The organism is Caldisericum sp. (assembly GCF_049967455.1).
Lineage (GTDB): Bacteria > Caldisericota > Caldisericia > Caldisericales > Caldisericaceae > Caldisericum > Caldisericum exile_A.
Genome location: NZ_JBMFSR010000003.1, coordinates 21,850 through 43,546 on the forward strand (window position 1 = coordinate 21,850; position 21,697 = coordinate 43,546).

Sequence of the window (21,697 nt, forward strand, 5' to 3'; positions counted from 1 at the left end):
TTAATGAAGTTACATATAATAACTTTATATTTGCTTTTTTCATATTCATTGGGTGCATTTAATTCAGCATACTTACTTACCTTGTTTTTGTATAAAAAGGATATACGAAACTTTGGAGATGGAAACGCAGGGACTACAAATGTCTATGAAAATATAAACAGATTTCTTGCTTTACTCGTATTCATAATTGATTTTGTTAAAGGTTTCTTTCCTATATATCTTGGAAATAAATTAAAACTAATAAATTGCCTTATTGCACTAGGAGGTGCCACGGAAATTTTAGGGCATGATTTTCCAATCCTTTTTGATTTTAGAGGCGGAACCGGAATTACTTCTCTTCTTGGAGGAGTTTTTGCAATTGATAGTAAGATTGCTATTTTTCTTTTTGGTTTATTTTTGATGTTTTTTGCCTTGTTCTCCTTTTTTGACGTTTCTTTATTTAATTTTAAACCCTTAGAAGAAAGCGAAGCTTTAGTTTTTATTTTTGCGATTTTTATCATTTTGCGATCAAATAACAGACTTTTACAAGAATATTTTTTCTTATCACTTGCTATAATTGTATATAGACATTGGCGAAAAACAATATATATTTTAGGTAAATTAAAGGTTTTGAAAAGTTGATAAAAAATTAATTTTTGGTATTATAATTAATGGAAATCTTGAGAGGAGGTAAAAATGATTTCTGCAAATGAGTTAAGAAGTGGAGTGACTTTTGAACTTGATGGAGAGTTGTTTGTAGTAATATCTTACCAGCACATCAAGCCTGGTAAAGGTTCACCTTTTGTAAGAGTAAAAATGAAGAGTCTTGAATCGGGCAATATAGTTGAAAGAACCTTTAGACCTGAGGAGAAATTTAAAAAGGCATTTTTAGAGAGAAAACCAATGCAGTATCTTTATAAAGAAGGAAACAATTTTGTATTTATGGATTTGGAAACATTTGAGCAATTTTATCTTTCAGAAGAAGATGTAGGCGATAGCGCAAACTTTTTAAAGGAAAATTTGGAAATTCAAATCATATTTTACAAAAATAAACCTGTATCTGTAGAATTACCAAATTTTGTTGAACTTAAAGTTGTACAAACTGAACCTGGAGTAAAAGGAGACACGGCAACTTCTGCAATGAAGCCTGCATTACTTGAAACTGGTTATAAACTTCAAGTACCTCTTTTTGTAAACGAAGGCGATGTAATTAGAGTCGATACAAGAACGGGTGAATATCTTGAAAGGGTGAATAAATGAGTAGAATAATTTTAACAACTGAGGCATTAGAATCTCTTGTCGAAAATTCTGTAATAAGCATTGAAGGAGTAAAAGCACTTTACGGTAAAAATCCAGTAAGGTGTGTTATTGGGGATTCAAATATCAGTATTGAAGTTAATATTGTTGCAAAGTTCGGTTATGATCTAAAAAAATTGGGCAATACAATTGCAGAAACTGTAAAGTTAGAAGTTGAGAACATAACACCATTTAAGGTGGAGAACATTATTGTAACATTTGGTGATATCTTCTATGAATCCTAAATCAAAAGGAAGAGAGATTGCTTTAAGTGTTCTTTTTGCAGTTGATTTAGGAAAAAATTCTGTGCCTGATGCCTTTTTGCCTTTTAAGTATGAATCGCCCGTTTCTCTTGAATACGCATTAAAATTAGTTCAAGGAACACTTGAAAATCTTAATGATGTTGATGAAAAGATTAAATCTCTTTTGAAAAACTGGTCGTTTGATAGACTTAATGCTGTCGATAAAAATATTTTAAGACTAGCAATCTTTGAAATTGAAAATCTTGCAGGCGAAGATTACGGTGCAATTGTTTTTGAGGCAGTGGAACTTGCTAAAAAGTTCGGCGATCTTAACTCTGGTGATTTCGTAAATGGTGTTCTCAGAAGTTTCTTACGCTTGAAATATGGAGAAATTGAGACTTGAGGCTTTTGTTTACGGTATTGTTCAAGGCGTCGGTTTTAGATTCTTTGTGCTTTCTAATGCTCGAAAGCTTGGTTTAACTGGATATGTTGAAAATATGTGGGATGGCTCTGTCCATGTAGTTGCTGAGGGAGAAAGGGATAGATTACAAAAACTTCTTGAATATTTAAAAATTGGTCCACGCTCTGCTGTTGTAGATAAAGTTACATATAACTATAGTGAATATAAAGGAGAATTTACAGATTTTGAGGTGTACTAATGGAAGAGAATATAAAAGAATACCTTGAAGAAAGAAAAAACATTGTTAACAATTATTTGAATGTAGCACTTGAAAAGATAAGGGAAGATTCTCCTCTTTATGCTGCAATAAACTATAGCCTTATGGCAGGTGGAAAGAGACTTAGGCCGATAATGCTTATTGCAACTTATGAGTCGAATGTTGATAATTACAAGACTATTTTACCCTTTGCTTCTGCTATAGAGATGATTCATACTTATTCTTTGATACATGATGACCTTCCGATTATGGACAATAGTGATTACAGACGTGGTAAGCCAACGTGCCACAAGATCTATGGAAGTGATATGGCATTGCTTGCAGGTGATGCTCTAATATCACTTGCTTTTGAAATAATTTCCAGTAAAAAATTGCTCGAGAACTTTGATGCAAAATCCGTGCTAAGAATTGTACATGACTTTGCAGAGTTAAGTGGTGCAAAAGGTCTGGTTGGTGGCCAGGTAATGGATATGGTTTCAATGGATATGAATGAGGTAGATGAAAATCTAATACTTTATATCGAAAAAAGAAAAACAGCATCATTATTTATGCTTGCAGTTAGAGTTGGAGGAATTCTTGCAAATGTTTCGGAGGACGAACTGATAAATTTAACTCAGTTTGCAGAGAATTTCGGCATAAGTTATCAAATTCAAGATGATATTCTTGATGAAATTTCAACCACAGAAGAATTAGGAAAAGATACCCATCAGGATAGGAAAAATAAAAAGGCTACATTTGTTTCTCTTTACGGTGTTGATCGCTCGAAAGAAATTGCAAGGGATTACATTGAAAAGGCAGCTAATTATCTTTCACTTTATAATGATAAATACAAATTACTCATAGATATTGCATATAATACATTAGAAAGGATCAAGTAAATGCTTCTTGATAATATTAATTCTCCGAAGGATTTAAAGAACCTTCGAGTAGATGAATTGCAAGAACTTGCCAAAGAGATTAGAGATTTGATAATTAAAGTCGTCTCTAAAAATGGAGGTCACTTATCATCGAATTTAGGCGTGGTCGAGCTAACAATTGCGCTGCATTATGTTTTTGATTTTAACAAAGATAGACTAATTTTTGATGTCTCTCACCAAGCCTACGCACATAAGATAATTACTGGAAGAAGGGATGCCTTTGAGACTCTTAGAACTTTAGACGGTATAAGTGGATATGCAAATCCATTGGAAAGTCCCTACGATACATTTATTGCAGGACATGCATCTACTTCACTTGCATTAGCATTGGGATTTGTAATTGCAAGAAGACTAAAGAAAGAAGATTATGATATTGTTACGTTAATTGGTGATGGTGCACTCACTGGTGGTGAGGCTTATGAAGGTTTGAATAACCTTGGTCATCTGGGAGAAAAAGTCGTTATAGTTTTGAATGATAATGGAATGTCAATCTCAAGAAATGTTGGTGCAATTTCCAGATATCTTACAAGAATAAGAACTTCTAAGTCGTACATTATAATGAAGAGACTACTCGGTAGTAATTTTGCAAGAAAGATAAAACTCGCATTAAAAGAGTTGCTATTGCCCAATATTATGTTTGAAGAATTTGGCTTCACATATATAGGCCCTGTTGACGGACATGATCTAAATGAACTTATTGAAACATTTAATAGGATTAAAAATTTAAATGTTCCTGTCGTTGTGCATGTTGTCACTAAAAAGGGTTATGGTTACAAACTATCAGAAGAAAGTCCCGATAAATTTCACAGTGCTGAACCTTTTGAACCAGAGAGTGGGAGATTCGTATCGGATACCCAGAGAACATTTTCTGAGGTATTTGGTAGAACTCTTGTTGAATTAGCAGAAAAAGATAAGCGGATATTTGCAATAACCGCTGCAATGCCTGATGGAACAAAGACGAATTACATTAAAGAAAAATTCCCCGAGCGTTTCGTTGATGTCGGTATTGCTGAACAATGTGCAGTTACATCTGCCGCAGCTCTTGCTAAAGAAGGATTTAAACCTTTTGTTGCTATTTATTCAACATTCTTACAGAGAGCGCTTGATCAACTTATACATGATGTTTCTCTTCTTTCGCTTCCTGTAGTTTTTGCAATTGATAGGGCGGGTATTGTCTCAGATGATGGACCTACACATCAGGGTATATTTGATATTGCATATTTATCTTTTATTCCACATTTTGTTGTAGCTGCCCCAAAGGATGCTTTTGAATTAAGGGGGTTAATGAGTCTTGCCCTCGAAAGTGACATTCCATTTGCCATAAGATATCCAAAGGATTTCGCTCAAGACGGTTTTAGCAAAAGATTTGTACTTAGTATAGGCAAGGCTGAAATTGTAGAAAGTGGTTCAGATCTTACAATTATTACACTTGGTCCCGTCTTTTTTGAAGCACTTAAGGCTTTAGATTACTTTAAAAGTAATGGATATAGCGTTGGCCTAATAAATGCTATTTTTGCAAAACCATTTGATGAGGAATTAATTTTGAATGAGGCATTGAAGAGCAAAAAGGTTATTACCGTTGAAGATGGCATTAAGAGAGGCGGTTTTGGTGAAAGTTTGAAGGCTTTTCTTTCTAATTACGGCATTAGAGTAGAAAATATCGCAATTGATAATTTTATTCCAGAGCAGGGAAAAAGAGAAGATCTTCTTAAAAAATATGGTATTAGTAGTGAAAATATTATAAAAGTTGGGGTTAGGATGATTGAAAAGAAGACTTGATGAAGAAATTTTAAGAAGAGGGCTACTTGACAGTAGAACGTTTGCAAAAACATTTATCCTTGAAGGAAAAGTTCTAATCAATGGTAGAAAAGCTATTAAGCCGAGTGAATTGGTTGATGAGAATGTTACAATTGAAATTCTTGAAGAAAAAAAATATGTTAGTCGCGGGGGTTTTAAGTTAGAATTTGCCTTAGATCAATTTGGTGTTAATCCTTGCGATAAAATTTGTTTAGACATTGGCTCCTCCACAGGAGGATTTACTGATTGTTTACTTAAGCGCGGCGCCAAAAAGGTTTACGCAATTGACGTTGGAAAAAATCTTTTGGATCCAACTTTAAAAAAAGACTCTCGTGTAATTTTGATTGAAGGATTCAATGCACGTTATCTTTCAAAAGAAATCATAAATGAGCCAGTTGATCTTGTTGCAATTGATGTATCTTTTATTTCTATATTAAAAATACTTCCAAATTTATTCCCCATTTTAAAAGAAAGCGGAGAAGTCGTATCATTAATAAAACCTCAGTTTGAAGGAGAGCCGAGATATCTTAAAAAAGGTATAATAAAAGATAAGTCTATCCATATAACGATACTTAAGACACTGTTAAAAAATATCGAAAACCTTGGGTTTGTTGTTCAGAGCGTTACATACTCTCCGATAAAAGGGGGAAAGGGAAACATAGAGTTCTTTTTCCATATTAAAAAAAACGGTATCTTTGTTAAAGAAGAATTTATTGATAAAATTGTAGAGGAGGCATGGGAAAAAGCAATGTGAAAAAAGTTGGCATTTTTTACAAAGATGAACCTTATTTTGTTGAAAAGGCAAGAGAAGTTGAATTATACTTAAAACGGAAAAACATCGAAGTTTATGAAAACAATGATTTTGAGAGTCTTGAGGAAGATGATTCTCTAATTTTAATAAGCCTTGGTGGAGATGGGACTTTTTTAGGTGCTTCACGTATAGCTTTGAAACTAAATGCGTCAGTTTTAGGAATTAATTTTGGAAATCTTGGTTTTTTAACTGATGTCGAAGGTATGGACATTTTTATTGCATTAGAAAAGTTGCTAAATGGGGAATATTTTATTGAAGAAAGAATGACTCTTTTAGGAGAGCTAAATAGAAATGAAGAAGAAACCTTTTGTAGTGTAAACGACTTCGTTGTGCTTAGGAAGATAGAGGAAAAAATTTTACAATTTGAAGTTGCAGTAAATGGAGTAAAGTCAGGTAGATTTAGATGCGATGGATTTATCGTTTCAACAGCTACAGGATCAACTGCTTATGCCTTGTCTGTCGGAGGTCCTATAATTGTTCCGCAAGCACGTGTGTTTGAATTAAATTATATTGCTCCTCATAAACTTTCTGCACGTCCACTTGTGTTGTCCGAAAATGATGTTCTTGAGATTGAAATTGAAAGTGATGGTAACTTCGATTTCATAAGAGATGGTTTAAAAGTAAAAAATGTTAAAAAGTTTGACAGGTTGGAATTTAGAAGACATCCAAGAAATCTAAAAATAGTTCATCTAAAAGGAAAAAACTTCTTTGATGTTTTAAATAAGAAGTTTGGGTGGGGATACTAAGCTATGCTTTTGGGACTAATTATCAAAAATTTAGCAATTGCAAAAAATGTAGAGATTTCGTTTGATAGGAATCTTATTGTAATAACTGGTGAAACGGGTGCAGGAAAAACAATAATAATGAATGCAATTGCTTTAGCTTGTGGAGAAAATACAAATACTGATATTATTCGCACCGGAGAGGAGAGTGCAACAATTGAAGCGAGTTTCTTTATAGGAGAAAACCAAAAGTTAAAATCAATTCTTGAAGGATACTCCCTCTACGATGGGGAAGATGTTTTGGTGATCTCAAGAACTATTTCAAAAACTAAGAGTAAGGTAATTGTTAACGGCCATCTTGTTTCGCTAAAACAACTTGGAGAGATTGGAAGAAATCTCATTGATATGCATGGCCAACATGAGATTCAGAGTCTTCTCGATCGATCAACACATTTAAAATATCTGGATAAGTTTGGCGGTGATAAAATTTTACAATTAAAAGAAATCGTAATTTCTGATATTGCTGAATACAGAAAATTAATACAAACATTAAAAGAATTAATCGAAAAGGATAGTAAGTTTCGACAAGAAAGAGAATTTATTAACTATGAGATAGCAGAACTTGAAAAAGCAAATCTTAAAGACGGAGAGGAAGAAGAATTAGAGGCTGAATACAAATTACTAAGTAATGCAAAGGAACTAATTAGTACTCTCGAAAGTGTCCAAGAAAGTTTGTCTTCTGGTGACTTTTCTGTTATCAAAGGACTTAACACGTCTATAACTCTTTTGCAAAAAGTAAGCGATTATTCAAATGATATTAAGAGCTTAAAAGAAAGACTTGAAAGTAATTTAATAGACATTAAAGAAATTTCAAGAGATTTGGCAAACTTCTATGGCAGTATAGTTGTTGATCCGGAAAGATTAAGTTATCTTGAGAATAGACTCGATGAAATTAGTAAACTTAAATTAAAATACAAAAAGTCAATTAGAGAGTTAATAAATTACCTTTCTGAACTTAAAGAATCAGTCAGAAGTTTTAATGAAATTAGTGAAGAAATTGAAGAGATTCAAAAGAAAAAGAATGAACTTGAAGCTAAAATAAGAAAAGAAGTTTTGGAGCTTTCAAAAATGAGATTTGAAGTTGCAAAAGAGTTCGAAAGACAAATTGAGAATGAATTAAAAGACCTTGCCATGGAAAATGCAAAGTTCATTGTGAAGATTTACCAAGTTGAAGACCCAGATGGCTTAAATATAAACGGAAAATCATATAAATTATTTTATGATGGAATTGATGCGTGTGAGTTTCTGATAAGTCCAAACCCGCCCCATGATTTTAAACCACTTGCAAGTATTGCTTCTGGCGGTGAGCTTTCGAGAGTAATGCTTGCTATAAAGTATGTAATAGCAAAAGTTGATGACATTCCGGTTTTAGCGTTTGATGAAGTAGATTCAGGAATTGGTGGTAAAACAGGCGAAAAAGTTGCTGAAAAATTGTTTGAAATTTCTAAATATAGACAGGTTATATGTATTACGCATCTTCCTCAGATTGCTTCACTTCCTGCAGAGCATTTTGTAGTTGAAAAGATTGTAAAGGATAACGAGACCATGCTAAATGTCAAAAAACTTAACGAATACGAAAGAATTAACGAAATTGCAAGAATGATATCTGGATCAAATATAACTGATACAACAATTAAGCAGGTAAAAGAATTAATGGGGAGGTGGAAAAGTGAAAATTCTCGTTATTAATCCTGGCTCAACTTCTACAAAAATTGCAGTTTTTGAGGACAAAAATCCTATCTTTGAGGAAACTATTAGGCACGATAAAAACGAGCTTTCAAGATTCAATACTGTTCTTGACCAATTAGATTATCGAAAAAAGGCAATTTTGGATTTACTTGAAAAGAAAAATGTTTCGATAAAAGAATTTGACGCTATTATTGGAAGAGGTGGCATTGTTAAGCCTATAGAAGCTGGCACTTATATTGTAAATGATACTTTAATTAATGATTTGAAAGCGTATTCAAAAGAACAAGAACATCCATCTACACTTGGTGGGCTTATAGCATACGAAATTGCAAGCTCAATAGGAAAACATGCTTTTATCGCTGATCCTGTTTGCGTTGATGAATTTGAAGATATTGCACGAATCTCGGGTTTAAAAGAAATAAAAAGAAAATCCCTTTTACACGCTTTGAATGTTAGAGCAAGTATGTACAAATATGCAGAATCAGCAGGAAAGGATGTCAAAGATCTAAATCTTATTGTTGCTCATCTTGGTGGTGGTATTTCTGTTGTAGCAATAAAGAAGGGAAGGATAGTCGATGTAAATAATGCAAATGAAGGAGGACCGTTTTCTCCAGAAAGAGCAGGATCTTTGCCATCAATTGATGTTGTCAATATGTCCTATTCTCATAAATATTCGAGAAACGATCTTTTAAGACTATTCACTAAAGAGGGCGGAGTATATTCATACCTCGGTACTAATAATATGAAAGAAGTAATAGAGCGAATAAAAAATGGAGATCAATATGCAAAAGAAGTTTTTGATGCAATGTGTTATCAAATAGCTAAAGAAATTGGGGCAATGGCCACAGTTTTAAAAGGTCAAGTTGAAGCAATTATTATAACAGGGGGTATTGCACATAATAATGAAGTTATAGATGAAATTGAAAGAAGAGTTGGTTTTATTTCAAAAATAGTTAAATACCCTGGCGAATTTGAAATGGAAGCACTTGCATTTGCAGCACTAAGAGTTTTAAAAGGTGAGGAAAAAGCAAAAATTTATACTTAATTGTGATATAATAGAATAAAATTAGTTAAATTTGTTTTGAGGAGGATATATGGAGACTATAAAAAAATTAGATGATTTACTTCAAGCTGTAAGATCATTAAGAGAAAAGAGAACCGTATCAGTTGCTTATGGTCAGGATCTTCATACTTTACAGGCTGTATCCAATGCAATAAGAGAAGGTATTGTTAATGCGATTATCTTTGCTGATAAGGATGAAGTAAAACGAGTATGTGAAACAAACAACATTGATATGTCTATGTTTGAAGTGGTGGACGTAAAAGATGAAAAGGAAGCAGTAAGACAAGCAGTGAGACTTGTTAGAGAAAAAAAAGCAGACTTTATAATGAAAGGGCTTTGCCAGAGTGCTACTTACATGAGAGGAATTCTTGATAAGCAGGAAGGGCTTCTTCCCGAGGGAAAAGTTCTTTCACATGCTGCTATTATTGAATCACCGAACTATCACAAGCTTTTAATTGTTTCAGACGTTGCCGTAATACCTCAGCCAGATTTATCAATGAAAGAAGCGATGATTAACTATGATGTTCAAATAGCAAAAAAACTTGGAATAGAAAAACCTAAAGTTGCTGTTATTGCAGCAGTAGAGACTGTTTCTCCAAAAATGCAGGCCACAGTAGATGCTGCGCTTTTGTCTGTCATGAATAAACGAGGACAAATAAAAGATTGTATTGTTGATGGTCCGCTTGCTACTGACCTTGCTCTTTCAAAGGAATCTGCAGAAATTAAGAAGGTCAAATCTGAAGTTGCAGGAGATGCCGATATTTTGATAATGCCAAATATTGAAGCGGGTAATGCATTTTTCAAGGCTCTTACAAAATTGGGTAATGCTGAAATTGCAGCTGTTGTAACTGGTGCAACGGCACCTGCTGTACTTACCTCACGTGGAGATAGTGAACAATCAAAATTGTATTCAATAGCTTTAGCAGCGCTTATCGCTGAAAAATAAATATTAAGAGGTGAACTATGAAGGATAAAAACTTTTATGGTGATTTGAATCCAAACGATGTGGAATCAATCTTAGCAAAAGCAACTACTGAAAAATTACCTCAGAGCATTAAACCTGAGGAGTCTCAAGAGCAAGATGCCTCTCAACAAACAAAAGCTGAAACGGATTATAACAAAAAGGCAGAAAACGGAAATGTTTCTCTTAATGAACAAAAAAAGAACAATAACCTGAATGAAACTTACTTGATGAAAACTTTCAAAAAGGGTGATATTATCACAGTAACCGTTGTTAAAGTTGAACCAAACGGAGCATATGTTAGCGCTGGTATTAAAGAAGATGTTTTTATTCCGCTTAGAGGACTTACAAATAAACAAGTAAATTCTGCTTCAGAGATTGTTAACGTTGGAGATAAGATCAATGTGATGGTTCTACGTAATGGTCCAAATTTAATCCTCTCTAAAAAGCTTGCTGATAATGTAAAGAAGTATGAAGATCTAAAGCAGAAAATGGAGAATGAGGAAAAAGTAAAAGCTAAAGTTGAAAAGGTTATAAAGGGAGGCCTTCTCCTTGATATTGATGGAGTTCCGGCATTTTTGCCGCAGTCTCAAGTGGGACTAAAGAAAGGGGAAACTCTCGATTCACTTGTTGGAAAAGAAATTGATGTTTATCTTCTTGAAGTTGAGCCGAAAGTTAAAAGAGTTATCGCTTCAAGACTGAAGGTTTTACAAGAGGAAAAAGAACAACTTAAGAAACAAACACTTGTAAATCTCAAAAAAGGTGAAATCTATGAAGGTGTTGTAAAAGCTATCCAAGACTTTGGAGTGTTTGTAGATATTGGAAATGGCGTTGAAGGACTTATTAGAATTAATGAATTGACCTGGGGCAGGAGAAAGGATCCGCACGAAGTAGTGAAAGTAGGTGAGAAAATTAGAGTTAAAGTTTTATCCGTGAACCTTGACAATGAGAAAGTTTCGCTAAGTTTAAGACAAACTAAACCTCATCCATGGGAGGTAGTTGAAGATAAATATCCAATTGGAAGTATTGTCGAGGGAACAGTTCTTCGTATCCATCCTTTTGGGGTTGTTCTTGAACTTGACGAAGGTATTACAGGCCTCATTCATATTTCGCAGTTGGATACAAAGAGAGTAGATAAGATCGAAAATTTCGTCAAAATTGGTGATAAATTACAGGCAAAGGTTATGTCTATTGATAAAGAAAACAGAAAAATGAAACTTAGTAGAAAGGCACTGTTTGAAAATGAACAAGGAGAAAATACGAATCAGTAAAGAAGAAATAAAACAATATCTTCCTCATAGAGACCCTTTCTTGTTTGTAGATGAAATTACAGAAGTAGTTCCTGGAATTAATGCAGTGGGTTTAAAAAAATTTAGCGGTAATGAGAATTTTTTTGAAGGACATTTCCCAAATTTACCTATCCTTCCTGGTGTTATTCTTGTTGAAATGTGTGCTCAAGTTTCTGCTTTTATACTTTTGACTGTTGATAAATTTAAAAGCGCTTTTGGTTTTCTTGTAGGTATTGATGATTTTAAATTTATAAAAAAAGTAAATCCTGGAGATACTGTGAAGGTTGTTGCAAATATGCTTAATGTAAAATTCGGCATTGCCAAAAGCTATGTAGAAGCATTTGTTGACGATAATCTTGTTGCTAAAGGAATAATTGCGGTAAAAATTATTAAAGAATAGGAGGAAAAAATGGAGGAAAAAGAAATTAGAGAAAAGGTCAATAAAGTAATTGTTGAAAAATTGGGTGTGGATAAAGAGAAAATAACAAATGATTCAAGATACGTTGAGGATCTTGGTGCTGATTCACTTGCACTTGTAGACATAGCAATGGCGCTTGAAGATGAATTTGGAATGAAGATTCCCGATGAAGATATCGAAAAAATAACAACAGTTGGAAGTACTATTCAATATATTAAGGAACACATAAAATGACTAAATGTTTACACTAGCTAAAATTTTAGAGGGCTGCCAAGCCCTCTTTTTATTCTTTCACTTTCTCCAAAACAAATTTTACGGTCTCTTCAAAGTCCAGCGTAAATCGTTCCCCAGAGCTTCGAACTTTCACTTCAAACTTACCTTCTTTCTTTAATGCACGACCTACTATTATTTGTAAAGGAATTCCTATTAAGTCTGCATCATTAAACTTTTCTCCCGCGCTTAAGTCTTCTCTATCATCCAAAAGCACGTCTATCCCTTCTTTAACAAAACGTTCGTGTAATTTATTGCTTGAACTATTTATTTCTTCATCGTTTAAGTTTATCGGTACAATTTCCACTTTAAAAGGTGCTATGTTTATAGGCCAAATTATTCCTTTATCATCGTGAAACTTTTCGACAATTGCTTGTAAAGTTCTTCCAACCCCAATTCCGTAACAACCCATGATGAAATATCTTTCTTTGCCATCTGCATCAAGAAAAGTCGCATTCATTTTTTCGGAATATTTCGTACCTAACTTAAAGGTGTGTCCTAATTCAATTCCATTAAATTTTTTAAAAGGTGTGCCACACTTTGGGCAGAGATCTCCCTCTTTTACAGTCCGTATATCCTCTACATAGTTAGGATTAAAATCTCTTCCGATATTTACGTTTTTAAAATGAAATCCATCTTCATTAGCACCACAGACAAAGTTTTTCATTTTCAAAATACGTTTGTCTACTATAACCTCAATTGGTGAATTAATAGGGCCAATTGCACCTATATGTGCTTTAAAAATATTAAAAACTTCATCCTCACTTGCTAGCTCCAAAGTTTTTGCACTAAAAAAATTCTTGAGTTTAACTTCGTTTAATTCGTCATCTCCTTTTACAATTGCAAGAAAGTATTTCCCGTCAATTTTGTAAACAAGAGATTTCACTAATTTGCCCTTTGGTAGATTTAGAAAATTTGAAACTTCCTCAATTGTTCTGTTGTCAAAAGTTTCTATTTTTTTAAGAGGTAATTCAGTTTCTACTTCATTAGGGTCTGTATCCAAGGATTTTGCAGCCTCTGTATTTGCAGCATAGCCGCATTTAGGACACATTACGAACTCACTTTCTCCACCCAAATCAGATATTACAACAAATTCATGAGAAACTTTCCCTCCAATTGCACCCGAATCAGCCTCTATAGGTATTACATCAAGGTGACATCTTTCAAATATATTAATATATGCATCATACATTTTTTTATAGCTTATTTCAAGATTTTCTTCTGAGGTATCAAAGGAATATGCATCTTTCATTAAAAATTCTCTTGCTCTCATTAGGCCAAAGCGAGGTCTTATTTCATCACGATACTTAGTTTGAATTTGGTAAAATATTTTCGGTAGGTCTTTATAAGAGCGTAGTTCTCTTCTTGCAAGATCAACAACTGCCTCTTCGTGGGTAGGTCCAAGGCAAAAAAATCTTCCCTTTCTATCCTTTACTTTAAACATTTCATCTCCATAAATGTCCCATCTACCTGTTTCATCCCATAGTTCCTTAGGCATAATTGCCGGAAAAAGAAGTTCAAGTGCCCCTGCTTTGTTCATTTCTTCCCTTATTATCTTTTCAACATTTTTTAAAGCAATTAAACCAAAGGGTAAGTATGAGTATACGCCCGCCGCCATTTTTCTTATTAGACCTGCTTTTATCATTAATTTATGGCTTTCTATCTCCGCATCCTGCGGATCTTCACGTAAAGTTGGAAGAAAAAAGTCTTTTATCTTCATAAATTAACTCCTTTCTCTAATTTACATATCATATTATATGGATCTTGCATATTCTTTAAAATAGTGTAAAATTTACACAGTATGATAGAAATATCACAGAAATTAGTAAACGCTCTTAAAGAAAGAAACTTAACTCTTTCAACTGCCGAATCCATAACGGGCGGTCTTGTAGCTAAATTAATTACCGATATCCCAGGGAGCTCCAAAGTTTACTTAGGTGGTATTGTTGCTTACTCTCCTAAAGCAAAGATTGAAATTTTAAAAATTGATAGAGAAATAGTGGAAATGTTAGGAACAGTTGATCCTTTAGTTGCTGAACTTATGTCTACAAATGTTAGAAATCTATTTAAAGCAGATATTGGGCTTTCAACAACAGGTATTGCTGGACCAGATCCTATTGAAGGAAAACCTGTTGGACTTTCTTATGTGGGAATTTCAGTAAACAACAAAAACTTTGTCTTTGAAAACAAATTTCAAGGTGATCGTATTATAATAAGAGAGAATGTAGCAGAGTTTTTGCTTAAAAAATTACTAGAAATTTTAGAAGGAGGTTGATAGCTATGAGAATTGGAGTTTTGACTGGTGGTGGTGATTGTCCTGGATTGAACCCAGCAATAAGAGGTGTAGTTTATAGAGCCGCTGACTTTGGCGATGAAGTTATTGGATTCGAAGAAGGCTGGAAAGGGCTTATTGAGGACAAAAAAAGACCTTTATCCATCAAAGATGTTGAAGAAATCATAAATTATGGGGGCACAATTCTTTTTACTTCGAGGACAAATCCTTTTAAGGAAGAAAAAGGGCCCGAAAAGGTTATTGAAACATTACAGAAAAATAATATAGATGCACTCATAGCAATTGGAGGAGACGATACATTATCAGTTGCGCTTAAACTCCATAAACTTGGTGTAAAGGTAGTTGGTGTCCCGAAAACAATGGATAATGATTTGTCACAAACTGACTATACTTTTGGATTTTTCACCTCGGTAGAAGTTGCAGTGGATGCTCTTAATAGGCTGAGAGATACTGCCAAATCCCATAAGCGTATTATAGTTCTTGAAGTGATGGGAAGAGAAGCAGGTTGGGTTGCACTTTACACAGGTATTGCTGGTGCAGCAGACTGGATCTTAATCCCTGAAGAGAAACCTGACTACGATAAGATGTGTGAGCATCTTAAGAAGAAGTATGAAGAAAAGGGATATGCGCTTGTAGTTGTGTCTGAAGGAATTGAAGTTCCTATCGAAACTATAACCGAAGTTGATGAATTTGGTCATGAATTACTTCAGAAGAGGGGCGTTCATGAATATGTTGCTGATTTAATATCCAAGAAACTCGGTATTTCTACTCGCAGCGCAATTATCGGACATATACAAAGAGGTGGTCCTCCAACAGTCTTTGACCGTATTCTTGCAACAAGAGTTGGAGTAAAAGCAGTTGAGATGGTACATGAGGGTGATTTCGGAAAGATGGCCGCAGTTTCTGGTAATAAAGTGATATCTGTTCCGCTTGAAGATGCAGCTGGCAAGCCAAAACTTGTAGATGAAGAATGGCTTAATTTTATGAAAGTCTTTGAAAAATGAAAAGAATAGCCGTTCTTACCTCCGGGGGCGATGCCCCCGGTATGAATGCAGCAATAAGAAGTGTTGTTCGAGTTGGTTTTTCAAGGAAGATTGAAGTAATTGGTGTATTTGAAGGATACAGAGGTTTAACCCAAAAAAGTTTTAAGAATCTCCTTCCTCGCGATGTGAGTGGACTCCTTGAAGAGGGAGGAACTTTTCTTTTATCTTCAAGAACAGAAGAATTTAAAGAAGATAAAATGCAGGAGCTTGCGATCAAGAATATGAAGGAGGAAGGAATTGAAGGTCTTATCGTAATTGGTGGTAATGGTTCACAGTCGGGAAGTCTTGCTCTCTTTAAAAAAGGTTTTCCCGTAGTTGGAGTTGCATCAACAATCGATAACGATCTATGGGGAACAGATTATACCATTGGTTTTGATACTGCCGTAAATACCGCAATTGAAGCAATCGACAAAATTAGGGATACTGCTACATCCCATTCAAGAACTTTTATTGTAGAAGTAATGGGTAGGGATAGAGGTTTTATTGCGCTTGAAGCAGGTCTTGCAAGTGGTGCAGATATTGTCCTTATTCCTGAAAGAAAATTTGATATTGATAAAATTATTGAGAATATAAAAGCTGGCCTTAAAAAGAAGAAGAAACATCATATGATAATAACTGCTGAAGGTGCAATCCATGCGCAGGATCTCCAATCTGAAATAAAGGGAAGACTTCCTGATCTTGATGTGAAGTATTCTGTTCTTGGTTATATTCAAAGAGGAGGTGCACCAACAAGGTTTGATAGAATAATAGCAACGATGTTCGGCGCAGAGGCCGTTGAATTGCTAATAAAAGGAACTCCTGGGTTTGTAGTTGGGATAAAAGATAACCATATCGTACATATTCCCATTGAAGATGCAGTAAAAAAATTTAAAGAGATCAACTATAAGTTATACGACATTATTGAGGAAGTGTCTGTGTAATGAAAAGGATATTTACATCTATCCGATTTCAGTTAATCTTTGTTCTTGTTGTCTTTATAATATTTACCTTTTTTACGATTTCTTCGAGTATTTCGCAGTATCTTGAGCAAAATGAAATTGAAAGCGAGACCAAGAGACTCACTATTATAAGTAGGCAGATTGAGGAACGCTTCGAAAAGATGTATACTGCAGAATCACTTCTAAGAGGATACGATAATATTACTACAAAAGAACGCAACTTATATATTAATGTTTTCTTGAAGCCAGCTTTTGAGAATTATTTTTCAATGATATCATCAGCGTATTCTGATGTCGAAGTAGGTTATTATATTCCCATTTTCAATAATCCAATAAGTGTTCATTCATCAAAAGGAAATCTAATTAAAAAGGTCGTTGTAATGGTTGCAATACCAGAGAAATATGGTGGTGGGTATATTTTTTCTGCAGTTCCTCAATCTAATGTAAAGGATAACGTAAGAAGTATCATTTATTCAATTAATCGTATAATATTTTACCTTGCTCTAATTACAATGATAATTGTTCTTATTATTACCTCTTTCTTTAGTCTTCGCATACTTCAAATTCGTAAAGGCCTTAAAAATCTCGAAAGAAACCTTGATTTTAGATTTCCTAATTATGGGGGAGAAATTGGCGATATTGCAGCTTCAATAAACAGTATGGCTGAGAATCTTAAGAGAAATCTTGAAGAAATGCAAAAAGCAGAGGCATTAAAATCACTTGGTTTGTTTACAGCTGGTATTGTACATGAAGTAAGGAATCCATTAACTTCTATAAAAGGCTTTGCAACAATTCTTTCACAAAAACTTCAGGGCAAAGACGAAGAAAGATTTGTTCGTCCAATTCTCACTGAGACTGAAAGACTTGGACGAATCGTTGATGATCTTTTAAAATATGGAAGACCCTCTCCATTATCACTTGTAAAATTCAATTTAAAGCCTTTCTTCAACCATATTTTAGAGCTTGCAAAACAATACGATTCTAAAAAGAAAATTAAATTTGAGTTAAAATGCCAAGATCTAACAATAGTTGCGGACGAAAGAAAACTTGAAGAACTTTTCCTAAACCTCGTTATTAATGCAGTTCAAGCGATTGACAAAGAAGATGGTTTGATTGAAATAGAGTGTATTGATGAAGGAAGAAGCATAAGAATAACTGTTCAAGATAATGGTTCAGGAATGGACGAAGATACCATTAAAAATATTTTTGTTCCGTTCTATACAACTAAAGAACATGGTACAGGTTTAGGTCTTGCAATAGTTCATCGAATTGTTGAAGAGCATAGCGGGAAGATTCTTGTAGAAAGTAAAGTAGGTTTAGGAACAAAATTTACAATCATATTGCCAAAGAGGGATCTAAAGTGAAGATCAAAAAATACAAAATTCTTGTCGCTGATGACGAAGAAAATATAAGAATGCTTTTAAGTGAGACCTTAAAGGATGAAAGTTATGAGGTTGTCGAAGTTAATAACGGGAAGGATGCTATTGAACAAGTTAAAAAGAATGATTTTGATTGCGTCTTATTAGATGTTCGTATGCCAATTTTGGATGGGATGGAAGCCTTTCTGAAGATAAGAGAAATTAGGAATAACCTGCCGGTTATTTTTTTGACTGCTTATGGAAGCTCTGATCTTGCCATTAAAGCAATGAAAAAAGGAGCATACGACTATCTTACAAAACCTTTCGATATTGAAGAATTAAAAATAAAAGTTAAAAAAGCAATTGAACTTAAAGAGCTCACAGAAAATGCTCCAAGTTTTGAAAAAGGAGAAAATCGATATGAAGCAGATGAAATTATTGGAAACTCACCTAAAATGCAGGAAGTTTTTAAAGAAATAGGAAAGGTAGCGGAATCTGATGCAACCGTCTTAATAAGAGGTGAGAGTGGTACCGGAAAAGAACTTGTGGCAAAAGCAATTCACCATCACAGCACAAGGAAGAACAAGCCGTTTGTCGTAGTTAATTGCGCAGCGATTCCTGAAAGTCTCCTTGAATCAGAATTATTCGGTCATGAAAAAGGTGCTTTCACAGATGCATATACAAAAAGAATCGGTAAATTTGAGCAAGCTAACGAAGGTACAATTTTCTTGGATGAAATAGGAGACATGAGTTTGAATCTCCAAGCAAAGCTTCTTCGAGTTCTCCAAGAAAAGACTTTCAACCGTGTCGGTGGTAATGAGACGATTATAACTACTGCAAGAGTTCTTGCTGCAACAAACAGGAATCTTGAGAAATTAGTTGAATCTGGAGAATTTAGAGAAGATTTATTTTATAGATTGAATGTTGTCACAATTTGGCTTCCTCCTCTTAGAGAAAGAAAAGAAGATATTCCATTACTTGTTAATTATTTTGTTAGTAAGTATTCTGATAAATATAAGAAAAATGTTAGAGGAGTTTCAAAAGAAGTCCTTGAACTTTTCATGGATTACAATTGGCCAGGTAATGTAAGAGAGCTAGAAAACGCAATTGCAAGGGGAGTTATAGTAACTTCTGCCCCTTTAATTTTATTAGAAGATTTACCTCAGACATTGCAAAATAAAATAAAGAGTGAAGAATACAACAAAACAGAAGTTGAAGAAGAAAACTTAAACTTACCAAAACTGATAGAAAAGATTGAAAAAGAGGCTATTATTAAGGCTCTTGAAAAAGCTCAAGGCAATAAGACAAAGGCAGCGCAAATTTTGGGTATTTCACGAAAGTCTTTATTTAATAAACTGCGATACTACAATTTAATGCAGGAAGGAGAAGAAAATGGAAAATTTGAAGATAATTGATGAATTCAAGGAGGAAGTAATATCTTTAAGAAGAGAAATCCATATGTATCCTGAAACGGCATTTGAAGAATATAGAACTTCTGATCTTGTTTACAATTACCTTTCTAAACTCGGACTTGAAGTCAAAAAAGGTATAAATAAGACAGGAGTTGTCGCTGAGTTAAAAGTTAACAATGCAAAGGGAACAGTTCTTTTGAGAGCTGATATGGATGCATTGCCAATTCAAGAAGAAAATGAAGTGCCATATAAATCAAGAAAAGATGGAAAAATGCATGCATGTGGACATGATGCGCATACTGCAATGCTTCTTGTAACATCTAAGGTTTTAACTCAAATGAAAGAAGATGTGAATTTTAACGTGAAATTTGTTTTTCAACCATCTGAAGAAAGAGATCCTGGCGGAGCAATTGGAATGATTGAAGAAGGAATACTTGAAAATCCTCATGTAGATTTTGTTTTTGGATTGCATGTTGCAGGTTTCTATAAAGCAAACACAATACATATTAGAGAGGGCGTAATGATGGCTGAGGCTGATAGTTTCAAAATCAAAATAAAGGGATCAGGTGGACATGGAGCATACCCTCATAAAGCAGTTGATCCAATCCTAATTGCTTCTCATATTGTAATTGCTCTCCAAGCTATCATTTCGAGGGAAATTGATCCTCTTGAGCCTGCAGTATTGTCTTTTGGGAAAATTTCTTCTGGTGACGTTTTTAACGTTATTCCAGAAACAGCAGAACTTGAAGGAACTGTGAGAACTTTAAAAGATGAAGTATCTAAATTTATCAAAGATAGAATAGAACAAAACTCGTCTCAAATAGCTCAAGCATTCAGAGGAAATGCAACCTTAGAATACAATTTTGGATATCCTCCATTGATTAACCATAAAATTGCAGTGGATTTTATTAGAGATATTGCAAGAGAAGTTGTAGGCTATGATAAAATTTTTGAGGCTCCAGTATCTATGGGTGGCGAAGATATGGCTTATTTTCTAAGAGAGAGATCGGGTGCTTTTTACTGGCTTGGTGCATTGAATGAAGAGAAGGGAATAATTTATCCAAATCATTCTCCAAAATTTGATATTGACGAGGACATTCTTCCCACAGGTGTAAAAATGCATGTTGCAACAGTTCTAAACTTGGGAAAGCTTTATAAATAAAAACCGATCGATTTAAAAAATACTTTGAGGAATTTCATCTTATTATATTTTAGTATTTTTCTTTCGACATTTCAACATTTTATAAAATAGTACTTGACAAATTTACAACCAGTTTATAATTTTATTGAGGAGTTGTGAGATGATTTGTGAGATTTTAAATTTTTTTATTGGAGTTTTCTGAAAATTATTTCATTCTTCTGTTTTCAAAAAAATCTAAGAGTAATTACACTTTTTCTGCGTTACTAAGAACATTAACTATTATTTTAGTTTTTGTTTTTGTTGATTACAATTCTTTCTCAAGTGCAAATAAGGAGACAAAAACTAATAATAAGGGGAAGAGAATTGGGGCAAAGTGCAAATGAGCAAAAGGAACAATCAACGATTACAGCAAAAATCATTCCAATTTGAAAAAATGAACTTTGGGGCTTTGTAACAAAAATAAGAACGTAGTACTACAAGCATCTTACGACAATGTCTTACCTTTTTCAGAAGGACTTGCAGCAGTTGATAAGATCTATAATGGAGATTTTTGATAAAGTGGGAAACTTGATTATCCCTATGCAATTTAATTCGTTTATTCATTAACAAGGTTTAGCTCTGGTTAGTTGGAGTGAAAGTTGGGTTTTCATTGAAAAGCGCGGAAAGAAATGCTTTTGATAAAATTTTTGACGATGCTCATCCTTTTAAAGATGGTTATGCTGTTGTGGAATTCGGCAAATACCCAGATACTTGATATGGATTTATAAATAAAACTGGAAACTTATTAATTCCTGCTAACTTTAAGTGGGGCAAACCCATTTTTTGACGGAATTGCCAATGTTCAAACAGAAAACAGTTGGACGTTTATAAAGACTAAAGGCGAAAAATAATTTGGAAGAGTATTTAATTCAGAGAACAACATTAGTAGTGGGCTTGCTGCAGTTATTGTTAACGGAAATTGGAGTTATATTAATGCAAACGGTAATATAGAAATTTCTCCACACTATGACACTACAAATTATTCAGCGAAGATATTACAGCTGTTTTGCTTAATGGAAAACATGGCTATGCTGATAAAAAAGGAAACTTTGTAATTCGAAATATATTTGATTTTGCTAATGATTTTAGGAGGGTATTGCGCTTATCCTATTATATAATGATTGGGTATATATGGACAAAAAAGGAACACAATTTTAGTAAGAATTTTTTTGCAGTAATACATTTTTAAATATGTTTTTTGCATCTGTTTTTTATATTTAAGCAATAGGTATCTATTGCTTAATATATAATAAGGGACTCCTTGAAAAATAAATGTATTTTA

At 33.8% G+C, this 21,697-nt stretch carries 24 protein-coding genes; 23 read left to right on the forward strand and 1 reads right to left on the reverse strand.

Annotation, left to right across the window (positions count from 1 at the left end):
* Positions 1-3 precede the first annotated feature (3 nt).
* Genes ACP5SP_RS01820 through acpP form a run of 15 tightly spaced genes read left to right on the forward strand, consistent with a single transcriptional unit; the run spans position 4 to position 12,155 of the window.
* Positions 4-621, forward strand: coding sequence for a glycerol-3-phosphate acyltransferase (locus tag ACP5SP_RS01820; RefSeq protein WP_416084562.1), 618 nt, complete (start codon positions 4-6; stop codon positions 619-621).
* 54 nt (positions 622-675) lie between these two features.
* Positions 676-1,239, forward strand: a complete 564-nt coding sequence (gene efp, locus ACP5SP_RS01825; RefSeq protein WP_424586447.1) for an elongation factor P — start codon at positions 676-678, stop codon at positions 1,237-1,239.
* Positions 1,236-1,520 carry a hypothetical protein gene (locus ACP5SP_RS01830; protein WP_416084564.1) on the forward strand — a complete coding sequence of 95 codons (285 nt, stop codon included), beginning with the start codon at positions 1,236-1,238 and terminating at the stop codon, positions 1,518-1,520. The genes efp and ACP5SP_RS01830 overlap by 4 nt, the downstream gene beginning before the upstream one ends.
* Positions 1,510-1,920, forward strand: coding sequence for a transcription antitermination factor NusB (gene nusB, locus ACP5SP_RS01835; protein ID WP_416084565.1), 411 nt, complete (start codon positions 1,510-1,512; stop codon positions 1,918-1,920). Before ACP5SP_RS01830 ends, nusB begins: the two co-directional genes overlap by 11 nt.
* Positions 1,901-2,176 (forward strand): acylphosphatase, encoded by a 276-nt coding sequence (locus tag ACP5SP_RS01840; RefSeq protein ID WP_416084566.1) that lies wholly within the window; start codon positions 1,901-1,903, stop codon positions 2,174-2,176. Before nusB ends, ACP5SP_RS01840 begins: the two co-directional genes overlap by 20 nt.
* A complete protein-coding gene (locus ACP5SP_RS01845; RefSeq protein ID WP_424586448.1) occupies positions 2,176-3,072 on the forward strand; it encodes a polyprenyl synthetase family protein in 897 nt (298 codons plus the stop codon). The genes ACP5SP_RS01840 and ACP5SP_RS01845 overlap by 1 nt, the downstream gene beginning before the upstream one ends.
* Positions 3,073-4,890, forward strand: a complete 1,818-nt coding sequence (gene dxs / locus ACP5SP_RS01850) for a 1-deoxy-D-xylulose-5-phosphate synthase (RefSeq protein WP_428075934.1) — start codon at positions 3,073-3,075, stop codon at positions 4,888-4,890.
* Positions 4,874-5,662 (forward strand): TlyA family RNA methyltransferase, encoded by a 789-nt coding sequence (locus ACP5SP_RS01855; RefSeq protein WP_424586450.1) that lies wholly within the window; start codon positions 4,874-4,876, stop codon positions 5,660-5,662. The genes dxs and ACP5SP_RS01855 overlap by 17 nt, the downstream gene beginning before the upstream one ends.
* Positions 5,644-6,465: an NAD(+)/NADH kinase gene (locus ACP5SP_RS01860; protein WP_424586451.1), complete on the forward strand. Its 822-nt coding sequence runs from the start codon at positions 5,644-5,646 to the stop codon at positions 6,463-6,465. The genes ACP5SP_RS01855 and ACP5SP_RS01860 overlap by 19 nt, the downstream gene beginning before the upstream one ends.
* A 3-nt stretch (positions 6,466-6,468) precedes the next feature.
* Positions 6,469-8,190: a DNA repair protein RecN gene (gene recN, locus ACP5SP_RS01865; protein ID WP_424586452.1), complete on the forward strand. Its 1,722-nt coding sequence runs from the start codon at positions 6,469-6,471 to the stop codon at positions 8,188-8,190.
* On the forward strand, positions 8,171-9,235 hold the full coding sequence (gene buk, locus ACP5SP_RS01870; RefSeq protein ID WP_424596473.1) for a butyrate kinase: 1,065 nt from the start codon (positions 8,171-8,173) through the stop codon (positions 9,233-9,235). The genes recN and buk overlap by 20 nt, the downstream gene beginning before the upstream one ends.
* A 49-nt stretch (positions 9,236-9,284) precedes the next feature.
* Entirely contained in the window at positions 9,285-10,199 is a 915-nt protein-coding gene (locus ACP5SP_RS01875) for a bifunctional enoyl-CoA hydratase/phosphate acetyltransferase (protein ID WP_416084573.1), read from the forward strand.
* 17 nt (positions 10,200-10,216) lie between these two features.
* Complete coding sequence (locus ACP5SP_RS01880) at positions 10,217-11,485, forward strand: 30S ribosomal protein S1 (protein ID WP_424586453.1); 1,269 nt, start codon at positions 10,217-10,219, stop codon at positions 11,483-11,485.
* Entirely contained in the window at positions 11,457-11,903 is a 447-nt protein-coding gene (gene fabZ / locus ACP5SP_RS01885) for a 3-hydroxyacyl-ACP dehydratase FabZ (protein WP_416084575.1), read from the forward strand. Before ACP5SP_RS01880 ends, fabZ begins: the two co-directional genes overlap by 29 nt.
* Before the next feature lie 9 nt (positions 11,904-11,912).
* Positions 11,913-12,155, forward strand: a complete 243-nt coding sequence (gene acpP, locus ACP5SP_RS01890) for an acyl carrier protein (protein ID WP_424586454.1) — start codon at positions 11,913-11,915, stop codon at positions 12,153-12,155.
* Positions 12,156-12,204: 49 nt separating this feature from the next.
* Here acpP and ACP5SP_RS01895 read toward each other — a convergent pair whose 3' ends face one another.
* A complete protein-coding gene (locus ACP5SP_RS01895) occupies positions 12,205-13,911 on the reverse strand; it encodes a proline--tRNA ligase (RefSeq protein ID WP_424586455.1) in 1,707 nt (568 codons plus the stop codon).
* Between the two features lie 81 nt (positions 13,912-13,992).
* Here ACP5SP_RS01895 and ACP5SP_RS01900 point away from each other — a divergent pair, with 81 nt between their 5' ends.
* The 8 genes from ACP5SP_RS01900 (at position 13,993) to ACP5SP_RS01935 (ending at position 21,130) form a co-directional block, all read left to right on the forward strand.
* The gene (locus tag ACP5SP_RS01900; RefSeq protein ID WP_416084578.1) at positions 13,993-14,466 is read left to right on the forward strand and encodes a CinA family protein; all 474 of its coding nucleotides are present in this window, start codon (positions 13,993-13,995) and stop codon (positions 14,464-14,466) included.
* A gap of 5 nt (positions 14,467-14,471) precedes the next feature.
* Positions 14,472-15,488: a 6-phosphofructokinase gene (locus ACP5SP_RS01905; RefSeq protein WP_424586456.1), complete on the forward strand. Its 1,017-nt coding sequence runs from the start codon at positions 14,472-14,474 to the stop codon at positions 15,486-15,488.
* Entirely contained in the window at positions 15,485-16,447 is a 963-nt protein-coding gene (gene pfkA, locus ACP5SP_RS01910) for a 6-phosphofructokinase (protein WP_424586457.1), read from the forward strand. Before ACP5SP_RS01905 ends, pfkA begins: the two co-directional genes overlap by 4 nt.
* Positions 16,447-17,829, forward strand: coding sequence for an ATP-binding protein (locus tag ACP5SP_RS01915; RefSeq protein ID WP_428075937.1), 1,383 nt, complete (start codon positions 16,447-16,449; stop codon positions 17,827-17,829). Before pfkA ends, ACP5SP_RS01915 begins: the two co-directional genes overlap by 1 nt.
* Entirely contained in the window at positions 17,826-19,238 is a 1,413-nt protein-coding gene (locus ACP5SP_RS01920) for a sigma-54-dependent transcriptional regulator (RefSeq protein ID WP_424586459.1), read from the forward strand. The genes ACP5SP_RS01915 and ACP5SP_RS01920 overlap by 4 nt, the downstream gene beginning before the upstream one ends.
* A complete protein-coding gene (locus ACP5SP_RS01925) occupies positions 19,216-20,397 on the forward strand; it encodes a M20 metallopeptidase family protein (protein WP_428075939.1) in 1,182 nt (393 codons plus the stop codon). The genes ACP5SP_RS01920 and ACP5SP_RS01925 overlap by 23 nt, the downstream gene beginning before the upstream one ends.
* Positions 20,398-20,816: 419 nt before the next feature.
* A complete protein-coding gene (locus tag ACP5SP_RS01930; protein WP_416084584.1) occupies positions 20,817-20,930 on the forward strand; it encodes a WG repeat-containing protein in 114 nt (37 codons plus the stop codon).
* Positions 20,931-21,007: 77 nt separating this feature from the next.
* Positions 21,008-21,130, forward strand: coding sequence for a hypothetical protein (locus tag ACP5SP_RS01935; protein ID WP_424586461.1), 123 nt, complete (start codon positions 21,008-21,010; stop codon positions 21,128-21,130).
* The last annotated feature ends 567 nt before the right edge of the window (positions 21,131-21,697 follow it).